The organism is Bacillus rugosus, assembly GCF_023238245.1.
GTDB classification, from domain to species: domain Bacteria; phylum Bacillota; class Bacilli; order Bacillales; family Bacillaceae; genus Bacillus; species Bacillus rugosus.
In genome coordinates this window covers 102501-120203 of record NZ_CP096590.1, presented here as the reverse complement: position 1 = coordinate 120203, position 17703 = coordinate 102501, and the positions used below count along the sequence as shown (strand labels likewise).

The following is a 17703-nucleotide window of genomic DNA, read 5'->3' as shown; positions in this document are numbered from 1 at the left end:
TTTGTTTTAATTTATGAAAAACTGATTAGATTAAGCGCCTTGTTCTTCCTTTTGTTCTGCCACAGCTTTTGTAGCAAGAGCAAAGTTGCGAACTGGAGCTTGAAGTACGCTAAGCAACATAGAAAGCAAGCCTTCGCGTGATGGAAGTTCAGCAAGAGCTTTCACTTCTTCAACAGTAGAAACTTTACCTTCGATAACGCCAGCTTTGATTTCAAGAGCTTCGTGATTTTTAGCGAACTCATTAAGAACTTTAGCCGGAGCGACAACATCTTCAGTGCTGAATGCGATCGCGTTCGGTCCAGTTAAGAAATCATTCAAACCATTAAGCTCAGCTTGTTCAACCGCACGGCGAGTCATCGTATTTTTGTAAACTTTGAACTCAACGTTAGCTTCGCGAAGCTGTTTACGAAGTTCTGTTACTTCAGAAACGTTAAGTCCGCGGTAGTCAACGATGATCGTTGATTTACTTTCTTTCAGTTTAGAAGCAATTTCTTCAACAACAACTTTTTTTGTTTCAATTGCGCTGCTCATGGTTACACCTCCTGTAGATTCTTGTGTAACACTTATACCGTTAGGTGATCACGACTGAGACGACGGATTCCATATAAAAAGCCTCCATGAGACATGGAGGCTGTATATACAAGCATACGTAACGTAATAGCTGTGATAATATACACCTCGGTAGGATAATTAAGCGGTTAGGCCCCTACTGTCTACGGTATAAATGATATTCTATTTTACAACATTTTGAATAATATCAGAATGTTGATGTCATGTCAATATTATTTTACGTTAAAAGTTGAAGAGTCTACTTTGACACCAGGTCCCATAGTAGAAGTTACAGCAACGTTTTTCACGTAAACGCCTTTTGCAGCAGCAGGTTTAGCTTTCAGGATTGTATCGTACATTGTTGTGAAGTTCTCAACAAGTTTTTCATCCTCGAAAGAAACTTTACCGATAGGAACATGAATGTTTCCAGCTTTATCAACGCGGTATTCAACTTTACCAGCTTTGATTTCGCCGATTGCTTTTTCAACTTCGAAAGTAACTGTACCAGTTTTAGGGTTTGGCATTAAACCTTTTGGTCCAAGTACACGACCGATTTTACCAACTTCACCCATCATGTCAGGTGTAGCTACGATTACATCGAAATCGAACCAGCCTTGTTGAATTTTGTTGATGTAGTCAGTATCGCCAACGAAATCTGCACCAGCAGCTTCAGCTTCTTTCGCTTTTTCGCCTTTTGCGAAAACGAGAACGCGCTGAGTTTTACCAGTTCCGTTTGGAAGCACAACTGCTCCACGGATTTGCTGATCGTTTTTACGAGGGTCAACCCCTAGACGGAAAGCCACTTCAACTGTAGCGTCGAATTTAGCTGTATTTGTTTTTTTAACGAGAGCTACTGCTTCAGAAACGTCGTAAGCTTTTGAACGATCTACAAGCTTAGCAGCTTCAACGTACTTTTTACCTTTTTTAGCCATTTTAAAATTTCCTCCTTATGTGGTTATAGCGGAATAACCTCCCACGAATAAGGGTTGCGAACTTGTTAAAACTCGCAACCCGACAAGAAACAAATTAATCCTCGATTACAATACCCATACTGCGTGCAGTACCTTCAACCATGCGCATTGCCGCTTCAACGTCTGCTGCGTTTAAGTCAGGCATTTTCGTTTCAGCGATTTCGCGTACTTTATCGCGCTTAACGGTTGCCACTTTATTACGGTTTGGTTCACCAGAACCAGACTCAATTCCAGCTGCTTTTTTAAGCAATACTGCAGCAGGTGGAGTTTTTGTAATAAATGTAAATGAACGGTCTTCGTAAACCGAAATTTCAACAGGAATGATTAAACCAGCTTGGTCAGCTGTACGAGCGTTAAACTCCTTACAGAATCCCATGATGTTAACACCGGCTTGACCAAGTGCAGGTCCAACTGGTGGTGCTGGGTTAGCTTTTCCAGCAGGAATTTGCAATTTTACAACTTTAACTACTTTTTTAGCCACGAGACACACCTCCTTAAGTCCGTGATGTGGTAATAGGGTAAACCCTCCCACTCAAGGTTTCATTCTTTATATGAATGACGAAATATCAAGCTAGTTGCCTTGGATAAGTCCAAGACGTACCTTTGCTATATTATCATTTATATATAGCAATTTCAAGTTTTTTCACATTACAATTTATCGATTTGGGTAAATTCCAGCTCAACAGGCGTTTCACGGCCGAACATATTAACGAAAACTTTGACCTTGCTTTTATCATAATCAATCTCTTCAATTGATCCAGTAAAGTTAGCAAAAGGTCCGTCTATTACTTTCACTGTCTCTTTCAGTTCAAAGTCAATGTCTGTTTTGCGTTCGTCCATACCCATTCTCTTCAGAATGGTTTCCGCTTCGCCCGGAAGCAGCGGCGTCGGTTTTGAACCAGAGCCGGCAGATCCTACGAATCCAGTAACGCCCGGCGTGTTGCGGACAACATACCAAGAGTCGTCTGTCATTACAATTTCAACAAGCACATAACCAGGGAATACTTTCTTTTTCACGACTTTTTTCTTGCCGTTTTTGATATCCGTTTCTTCTTCTTCAGGTACGACTACACGGAAAATTTTATCCTGCATCCCCATTGATTCAACACGTTTTTCCAAGTTGGCTTTTACTTTATTCTCATAACCAGAGTACGTGTGAACAACATACCAATTCTTTTCCATTCTCTTCAGGACTGTCCAGTCCTTCCCTCCCCGCATTTGGTTTTAGTGAATTACCATAACGCTTCAAAAAATAGGCAGAAAACCTATGATAACTTTCATTTTAAGCCACAATAAAAAACCCGCTGAACGGGTTTTGGCAAGTGATATTATGATCTATTATAGCACGTATTGCTGATCATTATTCAACTATTAAACGAATTAATTGAGAAATTCCTGTGTCAAGGAGGGCAAAAAAGATAATAAAAAAGATAACTGTTGAAATCACCGTAATGGTATAACGCGTTAACTCTTTTCCTTTAGGCCAGCTTACCTTTTTCATTTCTTTCCCAACATCTTTAAAGAATCTCATAATACGCATGTAAAAGACCTCCACAATTTAAAAGCGCAAAAACTATTTTGTTTCAAGATGAGCTGTATGTGAATTGCAAGTACTGCAGTATTTCTTTACTTCTAATCGCTCAGCCGCTGATGCAGAGCTCTTCATTGTCGTATAATTACGGTTTCCGCATGTCTTGCATGCTAGCGTAATCTTTTTTCTCATGTCATTACACCTTTTTCTAAATAGACATTAGTTCTTATCCTTAGTAACATATCATAGTCAGAAAAATACTGTCAATATAACATAAATCCCTATTACAAACTGATTTCACGAATTTCCAAGTACTTCTCCAGCTTGCGTTTCACACGCTGAAGGGCATTGTCGATCGATTTCACATGTCGGTTCAGTTCATCGGAAATCTCTTGGTAACTTCTTCCGTCGAGATATAAGACAAGTACTTTTCTCTCTAAATCACTTAATAGTTCTCCCATTTTCATTTCAATATCATCAAATTCTTCCTGATTGATGATCATTTCTTCAGGATTTAAGGTTTTCGCTCCTGAAATGACATCAAGCAGCGTTCGATCTGATTCTTCATCAAAAATCGGTTTATCTAATGAGACGTAGGAATTCAAAGGAATGTGTTTCTGGCGAGTAGCTGTCTTTATTGCGGTAATAATTTGGCGGGTAATACATAATTCTGCGAAAGCTTTGAATGAGGTAAGCTTGTCCTCTTTGAAGTCACGAATAGACTTATAGAGGCCTATCATACCTTCCTGAACAATATCTTCTCTGTCCGCACCTATTAAAAAATAGGATCTTGCTTTTGCCCGAACAAAGTTTCGGTACTTCGTAATCAAGTAATCTAACGCATCACTGTCCCCAACATGAACCTTTTCAATGACCTGCTCGTCCTCCAACTGGCAAAACTGCTCTTTGTTGAATTTTCCCTTGTTGTTCTGTAGATTCACTCCGATCCCCCCGGCGCACGTAGATAGAAATATTATACAGTATTGGGCAAAAAAGCGTCAACTTAATCTAAGTCTCCCCGCCTCCATTTTTCAAACGTTTTCAAAACCTCTTCCGATAAAGCAATTTTACCCGCCGGCTTTTCGGAAGTGATTTTTCTTACCCGTCTCTCTATTCGCCTTTCTATCGCTTCTACCTCTCTCAAAAGCTCCCGGGCCGATTTCCGCAATGCCCCCTGTCCGAAAATCGCCCACTGCTCAGTATAGTCAGAGGTCGCAACATGAATTTGAGTCGCTATATTATTCAAAGCCTGAGCAAGCTTTTCTATCCGCTCATCAGCCGTCTCATTTTCTTTTGTAAAAATCACTTCAACTCTGTGGTTGGTCTGTTTTTTCTCAAGCCCTTTTACGAGATGCGCGTCAAAAACAACAATAACCCTGTTTCCTGTATACGATTGATATTCCGCCATTTTCTGAATCAGTACGTCTCGCGCCTCTTCAAAACTGTTCGCTTTTAAATCCTTCAGCTGCGGCCAGGCTCCAATCATGTTGTATCCGTCTACTAACAGGATATCCATGGGTTTTTATTCTCCCAAAGGGTTTCGTTTCCGGTAGACTTCATACATCAAAAGACCAGCCGCAACAGATGCATTCAGTGAAGTTACCTTCCCGGCCATCGGGAGTTTAATAAGAAAATCACACTTTTCTTTAACAAGGCGGCCCATCCCTTTTCCTTCACTTCCAATGACTAAAGCCAAAGGCATATTGCCGTCCATATTGCGGTAATCCTCACGCGCGGATGCATCCGTTCCGACAACCCAGATACCCCGCTCTTTCATTTCTTCTAACGTCCGCGCCAAATTGGTGACTCTTACTACAGGAATGTGCTCAATTGCCCCTGTTGAGGCTTTTGCTACTGTTGTTGTCAGCCCGACAGCTCTCCGCTTTGGAATCACAATGCCATGGGCACCGACCGCATCAGCTGTTCTCATAATGGAACCAAGATTATGAGGGTCTTCAAGCTCGTCCAGAATGAGGAAGAAAGGCTGTTCATTTCTTTCTTCGGCTGCTTTATATAAATCGTCCAGTTCCGCATATTCATAGGCTGCAACCTGTGCCACTACACCTTGATGCTGCCCTGTCACCATTTGATCGAGTTTTTTTCTCGGGACATATTGAATCGTGATTCCCTGCTTTTTCGCAAGCTCAATCACCTGCTGTGCTTGTCCCTTTATGGTGTTTTCCGCCATCCACAGCTTATACAGCTTACGATCTGATTTTAACGTCTCGATCACTGCATTTTTCCCTATGACGTAATCATGTTGCTGACTCATTTGTTTTCCTCCCTGACGTCCCGAATTGTATAGCTTCGGCAACGAGCTGACTAAGTCGTTCCTCTTTTTTCTCTAGAAAAAGGTAGCCCAGCAGCGCTTCAAATGCTGTACTGTAGCGGTACGTCTGAACATCTGTATTTTTAGGTGTCGTTCCCGACTTGGCATTTCTGCCTCTTTTCAGCACCGCTTCCTCTTCTTCCGTGAAAAATGATTGATCCTGCAGAAAGAATAGGATTTCAGCCTGTGACTTTGCCGAAACGATACGGCTTGATTTCTTATGAAGATCATTTGGTTTGGTAAAGCCCTGCTTAAGCAGGTGATGCCTTACATACACTTCAAAAATGGCATCACCTATATAAGCAAGCGCAAGACCGTTTAACTGCTTTGAATCTTTTATCGTTTCAAATTCAAGCATCCGTTATTCTCCCCGTTTCCAGCGAGTACCCTGAGCTGTATCTTCAAGAATGATATTCATGCTTTTCAGCTGGTCACGGATCTGATCTGACAATGCAAAATCGCGGTTCCGGCGCGCTTCATTTCTTTTTTCAATTAAGTCTTCAATCTCTTGATCAAGCAGTTCCTGCTCACCCAATGAAAAACCGAGGACAGCAACAATACGGTCAAACATCTCAATAAACGCCGTAATCACACGATCAGCCGTATGATCTTTCTGAAGATAATAATTGGCATGCTTCGCTAGGTCGAATAAGACAGAAATTGCATTAGCCGTATTAAAATCATCATCCATCGCTTCTTCGAATGCTTTGCGGTGTTCTTCAACTTTCTCCAGCCATTGATCGTCATCTTCCGTTAAATTCGTACTGCTGTTCAGACGGTGCTGAAGGTTGCTGTACGCTGTTTTTAAACGGTTAAATGCGCTTTTTGTATTCTCCAGAAGCTCTTCTGAATAGTTAATCGGATGACGATAATGAACAGAAAGCATAAAGAATCTCAAAAGCTGCGGATCATGCTGTTTAATGATGTCATGCACAAGTACAAAGTTGCCCAGTGATTTTGACATTTTTTCATTATCAATATTGATATAGCCATTATGGAGCCAGTACTTCGCAAACGTTTTGCCTGTCAGCGCCTCAGATTGCGCAATTTCGTTTTCATGGTGAGGGAAGGTTAAATCCTGTCCGCCCGCATGGATATCAATCTGGTCACCCAGATACTTTTTCACCATCGCTGAGCACTCAATATGCCAGCCCGGACGGCCTTTTCCCCACGGGCTATCCCAAGAGATTTCTCCTTCTTTTGCCGCTTTCCACAATGCGAAATCAAGAGCATCTTCTTTTTTCTCGCCGACACGGATGCGTGCACCTGATCTCAGTTCATCAATAGATTGCGAAGAAAGCTTTCCGTACCCTTCAAATGCTCTTGTTTTGAAATAAACGTCACCTTCTGATTCATAAGCGTAGCCTTTTTTCACGAGCTGATCTACGAATTCGATAATCGCATCCATGTTTTCCATCACTCGCGGATGAAGGTCAGCTTTTCGGCAGCCGAGCGCACCTACATCTTCAAAGTATGCTTTAATAAAACGCTCTGAAATAGTAGGTACATCCTCACCGAGTTCATTTGCCGCTTTAATTAATTTATCGTCTACGTCTGTGAAGTTAGAGACATACTGCACATCATAGCCTTTATACTCCAGATAGTTTCGAACCGTATCGTATACGATAGCCGGACGCGCGTTCCCGATGTGAATGTAATTGTAAACTGTCGGTCCGCACACGTACATTTTCACTTTTCCCTCTTCAAGAGGAACGAATGTTTCCTTCTGTCTAGTCAATGTATTATAAAGAGTGATTGTCATTTTTGATTGATCCTTTCTTTTCTGTCTTCAAGTTCTGCCTTCAGCTCTAAAATCTGCTGTTCCAAAGACTTAAAGCGATCAGCAACCGGATCGGGCAAATCCTGATGGTTTAAATCGCGTCTTACTTTCTTGCCATTTTGTACAACGACCCGTCCAGGGATACCGACAACTGTTGAAAAGTCAGGAACATCGTGCAGCACTACTGAACCAGCGCCAATCTTTGAGCCTTCGCCGACAGTAATTGAACCGAGCACTTTAGCACCAGTGGCTATCAATGCGTCATCTTTAATCGTTGGGTGCCTTTTTCCCTTTTCTTTCCCCGTTCCCCCGAGGGTAACCCCCTGAAAAACGGTTACGTTATTGCCGATTTCACATGTCTCCCCAATGACAACCCCCATACCGTGGTCTATGAAAAATCTTCTCCCAATTGTAGCGCCGGGGTGGATTTCTATCCCGGTAAAAAATCGGCTTACCTGAGATATAAGGCGTGCAAGGAAATAAAATTTTCGTTTATATAAAGCATGTGCAATCCGGTGCGCCCATATAGCATGTAAACCAGAATAAGTTAAAATCACTTCAAAATAGCTTCTTGCTGCAGGATCTTGATCGAACACTGTATCAATGTCTTCTTTGAGCATTCTAAAAAACACATGCTTCCCCCCACTTCTCTATCTGATTTCCTCTTCACCCAATAAAAAAAGCGCCTCTGCATGAAAACATGACAGAGACGCTTTAACCGCGCGGTTCCACTCTGTTTGAAAAGCAGACTTCTGCTCTCCCAACTTCAGCCTTTAACGGCGGCGGCCGCCTTTGAATACTGATTTCGAAAAATGTTCTTCAAAGGTCTTAAGGGCGCACTTCTAAAACCCGGCTCATGGATCTCTCTCAGCCAATGAAGATCCTTTCTGTAATGGCCTAAAGCTTTATACTCTTCCCTGTCAACAATCATTTATTTAGATATTTTTTAAACGCTGAATTGCAGTTTCTTTACCGATCAATTCAATTGATTGCGGCAGTTCCGGACCGTGAGTTTGCCCTGTTACAGCAACACGGATCGGCATAAACAATTTTTTCCCTTTATGGCCAGTTTCTTTCTGCACGGCTTTGATTGATGCTTTGATGTTATCCGGAGTGAACTCCTCAAGCTCTTCAAGCTTCGCAGCGAATGTGCTGAGCACTTCAGGAACCTGTTCCTCTTCCAGAACAGCTTTTGCTTCTTGATTATACTCGATCTTATCCGTAAAGAACAAATCAGTCAGCTCAATAATTTCCGCACCGTAGCTTAATTGCTCATGATACAGGGAAATCAGTTTGCGAACCCATTCTTGTTCTTCAGCAGAAAGCTCAGTGCCAACTTTGCCGGCTTTTTGCAAATGTGGAAGCGTCAGTTCAATAACCTGATCAAGATCCAGCTTCTTCACGTATTGATTGTTAACCCATTTTAGCTTATGCATATCAAACAAAGCTGGTGATTTAGATAAACGGTTTACATCAAAAATGTCAATAAACTGTTCTTTTGTGAATAGTTCTTCTTCTCCAACAGGTGACCAGCCAAGTAGGCCGATAAAGTTGAACAGCGCTTCCGGTAAGTAGCCAAGCTCTTTATACTGCTCGATGAATTGAATAATGGACTCATCTCGTTTGCTGAGCTTTTTACGGCTTTCATTTACGATCAGCGTCATGTGTCCGAACTGAGGAACATCCCATCCGAATGCTTGATAAATCATAATCTGTTTCGGTGTGTTAGAAATATGGTCCTCACCGCGCAGCACGTGTGTCATTTTCATTAAGTAGTCATCAATAGCTACCGCGAAGTTGTAAGTCGGTGTCCCGTCCTTTTTCACAATAACAAAGTCGCCAATGCCATCTGATTCGAAAGAAATTTCGCCTTTTACGATATCGTTGAAGGCAATGATTTTTCCTTCCGGCACACGGAAACGAATACTTGGCTTTCTGCCTTCAGCAATAAATTTCTCTTGTTCTTCCGGAGTTAGATTTCTGTGTTTTCCGGAATAACGCGGCATTTCTCCACGGGCAATCTGTTCTTCACGCTCTTTCTCAAGCTCTTCTTCCGTACAGTAACATTTATAAGCAAGCCCTTTTTCAAGAAGCTCTTCATAGTACACTTTATAGATATCGTTACGCTCTGACTGACGGTATGGGCCGTACTCACCGCCGACATCCACACTCTCATCCCAGTCAATACCAAGCCATTTCAGATAATTCAGCTGGCTTTGTTCTCCGCCCTCAATATTGCGCTTTTTATCAGTGTCCTCAACACGAATAATAAACTTACCGCCTTGATTGCGTGCAAATAAATAATTAAAAAGCGCCGTTCTGGCATTTCCAATATGCAAATGTCCGGTTGGACTCGGTGCATAACGGACGCGTACTTCGTTTCCCATTTTCAAATACTTCCTTTCATGTCATGTATGGCCTCAGGCAAAAATGTATGAATCTATTCTACCACCAAATAGACCCGGCATCAAAGCAAGTTAGCCTTTTTGTATTAGTACTGTCGCTTGAGCCGCTATTCCTTCCGCCCGGCCTGTAAATCCAAGCTTTTCTGTTGTTGTTGCTTTTACATTTACTTGAGATACGTCCGCCTCAAGCCCTTCAGCGATTCTTTTTCTCATATCTTCTATGTACGGCAGCATCTTTGGCTTCTGTGCAATGATGGTGCAGTCAATGTTTCCAAGAACATAACCCTTCTGTTTCACGATCCCCCAGACATGCTGAAGTAATTTGAAAGAATCTGCGTCCTTGAACTCAGGATCAGTATCAGGAAAATGCTTGCCGATGTCGCCTTCTCCCACAGCTCCGAGGCAGGCGTCAGCGACGGTATGCAGCAATACGTCTGCATCAGAATGGCCGAGCAGCCCTTTTTCATACGGGATTTCAATTCCGCCAATAATCAGAGGGCGTCCCTCCACTAATTGGTGCACATCAAATCCTTGTCCAATTCTAAACATGTTTATTCCCACTTTCTGATTCCATAATAACTTCAGCAGACGTTAAATCGTCTGGCGTCGTCAGCTTAATATTTGTATAGCTGCCTTCTACAACACGGACCGAACCGCCTTCCATCTGTTCAACGAGGCTGGCGTCATCCGTCCCTAAAAATCCCTTATATTCCGCCTCGGCGTGGGCCTTCATCAATAAAGAAAGACGAAAAGCTTGTGGCGTTTGGACAGCCCACAAGCTTGAACGTTCAATCGTCTCACTGACTTGTAAATCTTGAACGCGTTTAATCGTATCTTTTACAGGGACAGCGAGGATGGCCGCTCCTGTCTGTTCCGCTTCAGCGATCAGTTCGTCAATTTGTTCATGCTTTATAAAAGGCCGGGCGCCGTCGTGAACAAGGACTATCTTTTCTTGTTTCACGGCTTTCAGCCCTTTATAAACACTGTGCTGGCGCTCATCTCCGCCTGCCACAAGCTCAATAGCGGTTTGAAACGGATAATCGGTCAGCAATTGCTGAAAGTGCTCCCGCTCGCGCTCGTTAATCACCAAAATGATTTTTTCGCACGGCCGGTGGCTGTCAAACACTCTTAACGTGTGAATAATCACCGGGTCTCCTTTCAGCTCGATGAACAGTTTATTTCTCCCTGCCTTCATCCGTTTTCCCTGTCCGGCTGCAGGAATCACCACATCATAACTCATTGTTTTTTCTCCCTTTACAGCGCCTTCTCCAACAGCTTGGGCTTAGCAAAAATCATTCGTCCCGCTGCCGTTTGCAGCACACTTGTAACAAGTACATCAATATGCTTGCCGATATAATTGCGTCCTTCTTCAACGACAATCATCGTACCGTCATCCAAGTAGGCAACTCCCTGATTATGCTCTTTCCCGTCCTTAATGACCTGAACATTCATTTCCTCGCCGGGCAGCACAACAGGCTTGACCGCATTGGCAAGGTCATTGATGTTTAATACTGCTACTTTCTGAAGCTCGCATACTTTATTTAAATTAAAATCATTCGTCACGACGACCCCGGATGTCAGTTTAGCGAGTTTGACGAGCTTGCTGTCAACCTCCTGTATATCTTCAAAGTCGCCTTCATAAATTTCAACTTTAATGTCTAATTCTTTCTGAATGCGGTTCAGGATATCAAGACCGCGGCGTCCTCTGTTTCGTTTTAAAACATCTGAAGAATCAGCAATATGCTGCAATTCCTCAAGAACAAACTGCGGAATCACGATAATCCCCTCTAAAAACCCAGTCTGACAAATATCTGCTATTCTCCCATCAATAATAACACTTGTGTCCAAAATTTTCAGCTTCTTGTCCTGAACCTCATGTTCTTCATCGGCCGTTCCTTTTTTCTTTTGCATTCTGGCAGAAATGGAAAACAGGCTGATCAATTCATCCTTTTTCTTAAAGCCCACCTGGAAACCGAGATAACCGAGGAAGAATGCTAAAAACACAGGGATGATTGTACTGAATATGCGGTAAGGTATATTGTCTAAAGGAATAACATTTACGATAAGATAAGCGATTATAAGTCCAAATACCAGGCCAAGACTTCCAAATAACAAATCTGGAACCGGCGCTTTTAACAATGAATCCTCTATCCACTTCACCCAGTTCACAACGTATTCTGTACCCCATATACTGATGAGAAAAAAGATAATTGCTCCTATTGCCGCAGACGTATATGCGTTTGTTATTAAAGGTATGTCCTGTATACTTAACAGTACAAACAATTCAGGTATTAAAAATATACCAACAACGCCGCCAAAGATAATGAAGAACGCCTGAACTATTCGTTTTAACATACCCCCACCTCCTTTTTTAACTTTTTATTTCACAAAGTTTTATGCATCCTACGAATATCAGAATAAACAAAAACCAACATTAATATACCCGTATTCATAATGTTTTAACCGAAATCACAGCTGTCTGTCTAAATAATGCTTCTCTTGCAGGCGTTTTAATCCTTTTTTGATTTTTTGGGCTCGTACTTCACCGATTCCCTCTACTTCATCTAATTCTTCTGCGCTCGCCTCAATAATCCTCGGGAGGACTCCAAATGCTTCTACAACATTTTCAACAATCGGCATGGGAAGACGCGGTATCTTATTTAACAGCCTGTATCCCCTAGGCAATACATAATCATCAAGATTTGTAGAAGCCGGATAACCAAGCAGCTTATAAACAATGGAATCATCCAGCAGATCATAACTGGACATATCCTGCAGCTCTTTCAAGAGAACAAACGGATCTTTAATCTTTTCTTTCACATAATCCTTAATAAATAAAGCGGCCTCTTCTTCCATATCTGTAATCAGTTCAATGACCTGCAGCTTAATCAAATGACCCTCTGTTCCGAGTTCCCTGATATACATGTTAATTTCATTTTTGATTCTCAATACCATTTCATAACGGTGCATCACAGACAGAACGTCGCTGAATGTAACAAGTTCCTCAAACTCTAAAGCATTCAGTGCATTAATGGTTTTGTCCAGGATCGTTTTATATTTTTCAAGAGTTTGAATGGCTTGATTCGCTTTTGTTAAGATAAATCCTATGTCTTTTAGTGTATACTTCATGCTTTCCTGATATAACGTTATAACATTCCTTCTTTCAGAAATGGCGATCACAAGGCAGCCGGTCTGCTTAGCTACTCTTTCGGCGGTGCGGTGCCGCATTCCTGTTTCTGATGAAGAAATTGTGGCTTCAGGCATCAGCTGTGTATTGGCGTATAGGATCTTTTGACCAGAATCACTTAAAATAATCGCCCCATCCATTTTAGCCAGCTCATATAAATGCGCCGGAGAAAAAGCAGTGTTAATGTGGAAACCGCCATCCACAACTTCTTTTACTTTATCATTATATCCAACAACAATCAGACCGCCTGTATTTGCTCTCAGAACATTTTCGATTCCAGCTCTGAGCGGAGTACCCGGAGCAACAAACTGCAATATAGATGACAGGTCTAACTCGTGTTTCGCCCCTTTTTTCTCTTTTTCCATCTATTATCCTCCTAATGAAGTACGAAGCGCCTCTGCAACATTTGCTACTCCGATAACCTCAATCCCTTTTGGTTTTGTCCACCCATCCAGATTTGCCGCGGGTATAATCATGCGTTTAAAACCAAGCTTAGCCGCTTCTTTCACACGCTGTTCAATTCTTGATACCCGCCGGACTTCTCCGGTTAATCCCACTTCTCCTATAAAACAATCTGCAGGATTTGGAGGTGTGTCTCTAAAGCTGGACGCGATACTGATTGCAATGGCAAGATCAATTGCCGGTTCATCAAGCTTAACGCCACCAGCCACTTTCAAATAGGCATCCTGATTTTGCAACAGCAGCCCAACTCTTTTTTCTAACACAGCCATTAACAGCGAAACCCTGTTATGGTCTATTCCCGTTGCCATACGCCGCGGATTGCCAAAGCTTGTTGGCGAGATTAGCGCCTGTATTTCAACGAGAATCGGCCTTGTGCCCTCCATAGAAGCAGTTATGCTTGAGCCTGCAGATCCCGCTGAACGTTCTTCCAAGAAAATTTCTGAAGGGTTCAAAACCTCAGTGAGCCCCTCTTCGCGCATTTCGAAAATGCCCATTTCATTTGTAGAACCAAAACGGTTTTTTACAGCCCTCAAAATACGGAAAGTATGGTGACGTTCCCCTTCAAAATATAAAACAGTGTCAACCATATGCTCCAGCAGTCTCGGCCCTGCAATAGACCCTTCTTTCGTCACATGCCCTACGATAAAAATCGGAATACCTTTTGTTTTTGCAATCTTCATCAGCTCAGCCGTACATTCTCTGACCTGTGACACACTGCCCGGAGCCGATGTAATATCGCTTTGGTAAACCGTTTGAATAGAGTCAACAACGACAAACGCTGGAGTCATCTCTTGTATAGCAGACGAAATATACTCCATATCGGTTTCAGATAAAACATGCAGTGACGGATTATTAATGCCGAGACGGTCTGCTCTTAGTTTCGTTTGTTTGACCGATTCCTCTCCCGAAATGTACAGCACACTGTTCGATGAGTCTGATAATTGAGCGGAAACCTGCAGTAATAACGTTGACTTTCCGATACCGGGATCGCCGCCGATTAAAACGAGTGAGCCTTTAACGACACCTCCGCCGAGTACTCTGTTAAATTCGCCAAGCTGGGTTTTAACCCGGGGTTCTTCTGATGTTTCGATTGATGTAATAGGTGAGGGTTTCTGTACGGTTTGGACAGAATGAGAAAAAGCCGCTCTCCGATTGGCTGGTGCTTTTTTTATCATTTCTTCCACCATTGTGTTCCAAGCACCGCAGCCCGGACATTTCCCCATCCATTTTGGAGACTCGTAGCCGCAGGATTGGCAGATGAATTTCGATTTTGTTTTAGCCATATATAGTGTAAGACCTCTCCCTTGTTCAATTTCTTGATATGAAAGTGAGGCATACACTTACATGCTGTATGCCTCATTTCCGTCTCTATATTAATTCGTTTTAGCAGTCGTTTTTACGACAAATTCGCCATCTTCTACATCAAGAACAATATGCTGTCCTTTATGAATATTTCCTCTGAGGAGTTCTTCAGATAAACGGTCCTCGACATGTTTTTGGATAGCTCTTCTTAACGGACGGGCACCGTATTCCAGGTCAACACCCTCTTCCGCGACTTTCGCTTTTGCAGCATCGGTCAATTCGATAGAAAGATCCTGTTCTTTTAGGCGTTTCGTTAATTGATCAGACATCAATGACACGATTTCAGTAAGATGTTTTTTCTCAAGTGAATGGAAGACAATGATTTCATCAATCCGGTTGATAAACTCCGGTCTGAACGCGCGCTTCAATTCACCCATTACTTTATCTTTCATGTCTTTATGATTTTGCGTCTCATCCTGAACGTTAAAGCCGACATATTTATTGCGTTTCAGCTCACTTGCTCCGACGTTTGACGTCATAATCAGAATGGTATTGCGGAAATCGACTGTACGCCCTTTAGAATCAGTCAATCTTCCGTCTTCAAGAACTTGCAGAAGGATATTGAAGACATCAGGGTGCGCTTTCTCAATCTCATCAAGAAGCACGACAGAGTAAGGTTTTCTTCTGACTTTCTCTGTTAATTGGCCGCCTTCATCGTATCCCACATATCCCGGAGGTGAACCGACAAGTCTTGAAGTTGAGTGTTTTTCCATGTATTCAGACATATCAATTCTGATCATGGCTTCCTCGTCACCGAAAATAGATTCAGCAAGTGCTCGCGCAAGCTCTGTTTTACCAACACCTGTAGGGCCTAAGAAAATGAATGAGCCAATTGGACGTTTAGGGTCTTTTAACCCTGCTCTTGCACGTCTGACTGCTTTTGCAACAGCTACAACTGCTTCATCCTGGCCGATCACACGGGAGTGAAGAATGCTTTCCATATTGAGAAGCTTATCTGTTTCAGTTTGCGCGATTTTAGATACAGGCACCCCAGTCCAGCTGGATACAACCATCGCAATATCATCAACAGTCACCTCTGAGTTTTCCTGTCCTTGCTTCTCTTTCCATGATTTCTTCGTATCCTCTACTTGTTCGCGCAGGCGCTGCTCAGTATCACGCAAGGAAGCAGCTTTTTCAAACTCTTGGCTTTGCACTGCCGCATCCTTCTCTTTACGAACCTCATCAAGCTTCTGTTCAAGCTCTTTTAAATTAGGAGGCGTTGTAAAGGAGCGCAGTCTCACCTTTGAACCCGCTTCATCGATTAAGTCAATTGCTTTATCCGGAAGGAAACGGTCAGAAATATATCTGTCAGAAAGCTTAACCGCAGCTTCAATGGCATCATCTGTAATTGATACACGGTGGTGAGCTTCATATCGGTCACGCAAGCCTTTTAAAATTTGAATGCTTTCATCTGCAGACGGCTGATCAACCTGAATCGGCTGAAAACGGCGTTCCAACGCTGCATCTTTTTCAATATATTTGCGGTACTCATCAAGAGTCGTCGCCCCAATACATTGAAGTTCGCCGCGAGCAAGTGAAGGTTTTAAAATGTTAGATGCATCAATGGCACCTTCTGCTCCGCCCGCTCCGATTAATGTATGGAGTTCATCGATGAATAGAATGATGTTTCCTGCCTGGCGAATTTCGTCCATGACCTTCTTCAGGCGATCCTCAAATTCTCCGCGATATTTTGTGCCGGCAACTACTGTTCCCATGTCTAATGTCATCACGCGTTTATCGCGCAAGATTTCGGGAACTTCGTTATTGATAATTTGCTGTGCCAAACCTTCTGCGATAGCCGTTTTACCTACACCAGGTTCACCGATGAGAACAGGGTTGTTTTTCGTTCTGCGGCTTAACACTTCGATCACACGCTGGATTTCCTTGCTTCTGCCAATTACAGGATCAAGGCTGTCTTCCTTCGCAATAGCGGTTAAGTCTCTTGCCAAGCTGTCAAGCGTAGGCGTATTCGCATTACTGTTTGTTCCTGTCGCTGATGATCCTGTTTCATTGCTTCCAAGAAGCTGGAGCACCTGCTGTCTTGCTTTATTTAAGCTGACACCGAGGTTATTCAGAACCCTCGCAGCAACACCTTCACCTTCGCGAATCAGACCAAGAAGAATATGTTCTGTTCCGACATAAGAATGACCGAGTTTTCTTGCCTCATCCATTGAAAGTTCAATGACTTTCTTAGCTCTAGGAGTGTAATGAATCGTTTGAGACATTTCCTGCCCGCGACCGATCAAACTCTCAACTTCTTTTTGAATTTTATCTGAACCAAGTCCAAGCGCTTGTAGAGCTTTAGCAGCAATCCCTTCTCCTTCTCGTACCAGTCCTAATAAAATATGCTCAGTGCCAATGTTATTATGACCTAATCGAAGTGCTTCTTCCTGTGCAAGCGCCAGTACTTTTTGAGCTCGTTCTGTAAATCTTCCAAACATCATATCGATTCATCCTCCTGTCTTTTCCCATTCATTTCTAAGTGAAGCCGTTCTCTGATGAGAGCCGCTCTTCGAATGTCCCTTTCGTTCGGACGCAAAGCGCCTCCCGAGTACTGCTGTAAAAATCCTGGCTGCGTCAAAATCATTAGTTCGTTAAGTATGTTGCTTGAAAGTCCTTTAATAATGCCTAGATCTATGCCCAACCGGACATCTGAAAGACACTTTGCAGTTTCTTTCGATTCTATCATCCGGCAATTTGACAAGACCCCATAAGACCGATATACCTTATCCTCAAGTTCAATTTTAGAAGTTTGATAAAGCGCTTCTCTGGCAGATCGTTCTTGTTCAATCAACTGGGCAGCAACACTGTTAAGGTCATCCACAATATCCTGCTCTGACTTACCAAGCGTGATCTGATTTGAAATTTGAAAGATATTTCCTACTGCTTCGCTGCCTTCCCCATAAATTCCTCTAACAACTAAGCCTAATTGATTAATTGCCGGTATAATTCGATTTATTTGCCTAGTTAAAACCAGTGCCGGCAGATGCATCATGACTGAAGCCCTTAAACCCGTACCTACATTTGTAGGACAGCTGGTTAAGTATCCTCTTTGCTCATTAAATGCATAATCAACTTTTTCTTCAATCCAGTCATCTACCTGGTTTGCGGCTTTCATTGCTTCTAA

The 17703-nt window shown here is 42.6% G+C and carries 20 protein-coding genes and 2 other annotated features (1 of these 22 cut by a window edge); all 20 genes read right to left on the bottom strand.

Going from position 1 to position 17703, the window contains the following annotated elements; all coding sequences use genetic code 11:
* Window positions 1-30: 30 nt before the first annotated feature.
* A complete protein-coding gene (gene rplJ / locus M0696_RS00665) occupies window positions 31-531 on the bottom strand; it encodes a 50S ribosomal protein L10 (RefSeq protein ID WP_166854500.1) in 501 nt (166 codons plus the stop codon).
* 65 nt (window positions 532-596) lie between these two features.
* Window positions 597-737: a sequence feature (ribosomal protein L10 leader region), on the bottom strand.
* Between the two features lie 45 nt (window positions 738-782).
* Window positions 783-1481, bottom strand: a complete 699-nt coding sequence (rplA, locus tag M0696_RS00660; RefSeq protein ID WP_003235040.1) for a 50S ribosomal protein L1 — start codon at window positions 1479-1481, stop codon at window positions 783-785.
* Between the two features lie 94 nt (window positions 1482-1575).
* Entirely contained in the window at window positions 1576-2001 is a 426-nt protein-coding gene (rplK, locus tag M0696_RS00655; protein WP_003156430.1) for a 50S ribosomal protein L11, read from the bottom strand.
* Between the two features lie 167 nt (window positions 2002-2168).
* Window positions 2169-2702 (bottom strand): transcription termination/antitermination protein NusG, encoded by a 534-nt coding sequence (gene nusG, locus M0696_RS00650; RefSeq protein WP_003225764.1) that lies wholly within the window; start codon window positions 2700-2702, stop codon window positions 2169-2171.
* Window positions 2703-2880: 178 nt separating this feature from the next.
* Entirely contained in the window at window positions 2881-3060 is a 180-nt protein-coding gene (gene secE / locus M0696_RS00645) for a preprotein translocase subunit SecE (RefSeq protein WP_010327716.1), read from the bottom strand.
* A 33-nt stretch (window positions 3061-3093) separates the two neighbouring features.
* Window positions 3094-3243, bottom strand: coding sequence for a 50S ribosomal protein L33 (gene rpmG / locus M0696_RS00640; RefSeq protein WP_003156421.1), 150 nt, complete (start codon window positions 3241-3243; stop codon window positions 3094-3096).
* Window positions 3244-3335: 92 nt separating this feature from the next.
* Entirely contained in the window at window positions 3336-3992 is a 657-nt protein-coding gene (gene sigH / locus M0696_RS00635; protein ID WP_003225758.1) for an RNA polymerase sporulation sigma factor SigH, read from the bottom strand.
* Window positions 3993-4054: 62 nt separating this feature from the next.
* A complete protein-coding gene (gene rae1 / locus M0696_RS00630) occupies window positions 4055-4567 on the bottom strand; it encodes a ribosome-dependent mRNA decay endonuclease Rae1/YacP (protein ID WP_003225756.1) in 513 nt (170 codons plus the stop codon).
* Between the two features lie 6 nt (window positions 4568-4573).
* A complete protein-coding gene (gene rlmB / locus M0696_RS00625) occupies window positions 4574-5323 on the bottom strand; it encodes a 23S rRNA (guanosine(2251)-2'-O)-methyltransferase RlmB (protein ID WP_222143858.1) in 750 nt (249 codons plus the stop codon).
* A complete protein-coding gene (locus M0696_RS00620) occupies window positions 5307-5738 on the bottom strand; it encodes a Mini-ribonuclease 3 (protein ID WP_222143859.1) in 432 nt (143 codons plus the stop codon). Before M0696_RS00620 ends, rlmB begins: the two co-directional genes overlap by 17 nt.
* A gap of 3 nt (window positions 5739-5741) precedes the next feature.
* Window positions 5742-7142: a cysteine--tRNA ligase gene (cysS, locus tag M0696_RS00615; protein WP_166854501.1), complete on the bottom strand. Its 1401-nt coding sequence runs from the start codon at window positions 7140-7142 to the stop codon at window positions 5742-5744.
* On the bottom strand, window positions 7139-7792 hold the full coding sequence (cysE, locus tag M0696_RS00610; RefSeq protein ID WP_003225749.1) for a serine O-acetyltransferase: 654 nt from the start codon (window positions 7790-7792) through the stop codon (window positions 7139-7141). The genes cysS and cysE overlap by 4 nt, the downstream gene beginning before the upstream one ends.
* 70 nt (window positions 7793-7862) lie before the next feature.
* Window positions 7863-8093: a binding site (T-box leader), on the bottom strand.
* Window positions 8094-8095: 2 nt separating this feature from the next.
* Window positions 8096-9547 (bottom strand): glutamate--tRNA ligase, encoded by a 1452-nt coding sequence (gene gltX, locus M0696_RS00605; protein ID WP_166854502.1) that lies wholly within the window; start codon window positions 9545-9547, stop codon window positions 8096-8098.
* Window positions 9548-9637: 90 nt separating this feature from the next.
* Window positions 9638-10114, bottom strand: a complete 477-nt coding sequence (gene ispF / locus M0696_RS00600) for a 2-C-methyl-D-erythritol 2,4-cyclodiphosphate synthase (RefSeq protein WP_003225745.1) — start codon at window positions 10112-10114, stop codon at window positions 9638-9640.
* Complete coding sequence (gene ispD / locus M0696_RS00595; RefSeq protein WP_166854503.1) at window positions 10107-10805, bottom strand: 2-C-methyl-D-erythritol 4-phosphate cytidylyltransferase; 699 nt, start codon at window positions 10803-10805, stop codon at window positions 10107-10109. Before ispD ends, ispF begins: the two co-directional genes overlap by 8 nt.
* A 14-nt stretch (window positions 10806-10819) precedes the next feature.
* The gene (locus tag M0696_RS00590) at window positions 10820-11920 is read right to left on the bottom strand and encodes a PIN/TRAM domain-containing protein (protein WP_166854504.1); all 1101 of its coding nucleotides are present in this window, start codon (window positions 11918-11920) and stop codon (window positions 10820-10822) included.
* A gap of 114 nt (window positions 11921-12034) precedes the next feature.
* Window positions 12035-13117 carry a DNA integrity scanning diadenylate cyclase DisA gene (disA, locus tag M0696_RS00585; RefSeq protein ID WP_003242042.1) on the bottom strand — a complete coding sequence of 361 codons (1083 nt, stop codon included), beginning with the start codon at window positions 13115-13117 and terminating at the stop codon, window positions 12035-12037.
* A 3-nt stretch (window positions 13118-13120) separates the two neighbouring features.
* Window positions 13121-14497 carry a DNA repair protein RadA gene (gene radA, locus M0696_RS00580; protein ID WP_166854505.1) on the bottom strand — a complete coding sequence of 459 codons (1377 nt, stop codon included), beginning with the start codon at window positions 14495-14497 and terminating at the stop codon, window positions 13121-13123.
* Between the two features lie 90 nt (window positions 14498-14587).
* On the bottom strand, window positions 14588-17020 hold the full coding sequence (gene clpC / locus M0696_RS00575; RefSeq protein ID WP_003225731.1) for an ATP-dependent protease ATP-binding subunit ClpC: 2433 nt from the start codon (window positions 17018-17020) through the stop codon (window positions 14588-14590).
* A protein-coding gene (gene mcsB / locus M0696_RS00570; RefSeq protein WP_166854506.1) for a protein-arginine kinase McsB crosses the window boundary here: on the bottom strand, window positions 17017-17703 show its 3' portion. It continues 405 nt past the right edge of the window; the window shows 687 of its 1092 coding nt (coding positions 406-1092); its start codon lies off the right edge, out of view — the gene reads right to left on this strand; the stop codon is at window positions 17017-17019. Before mcsB ends, clpC begins: the two co-directional genes overlap by 4 nt.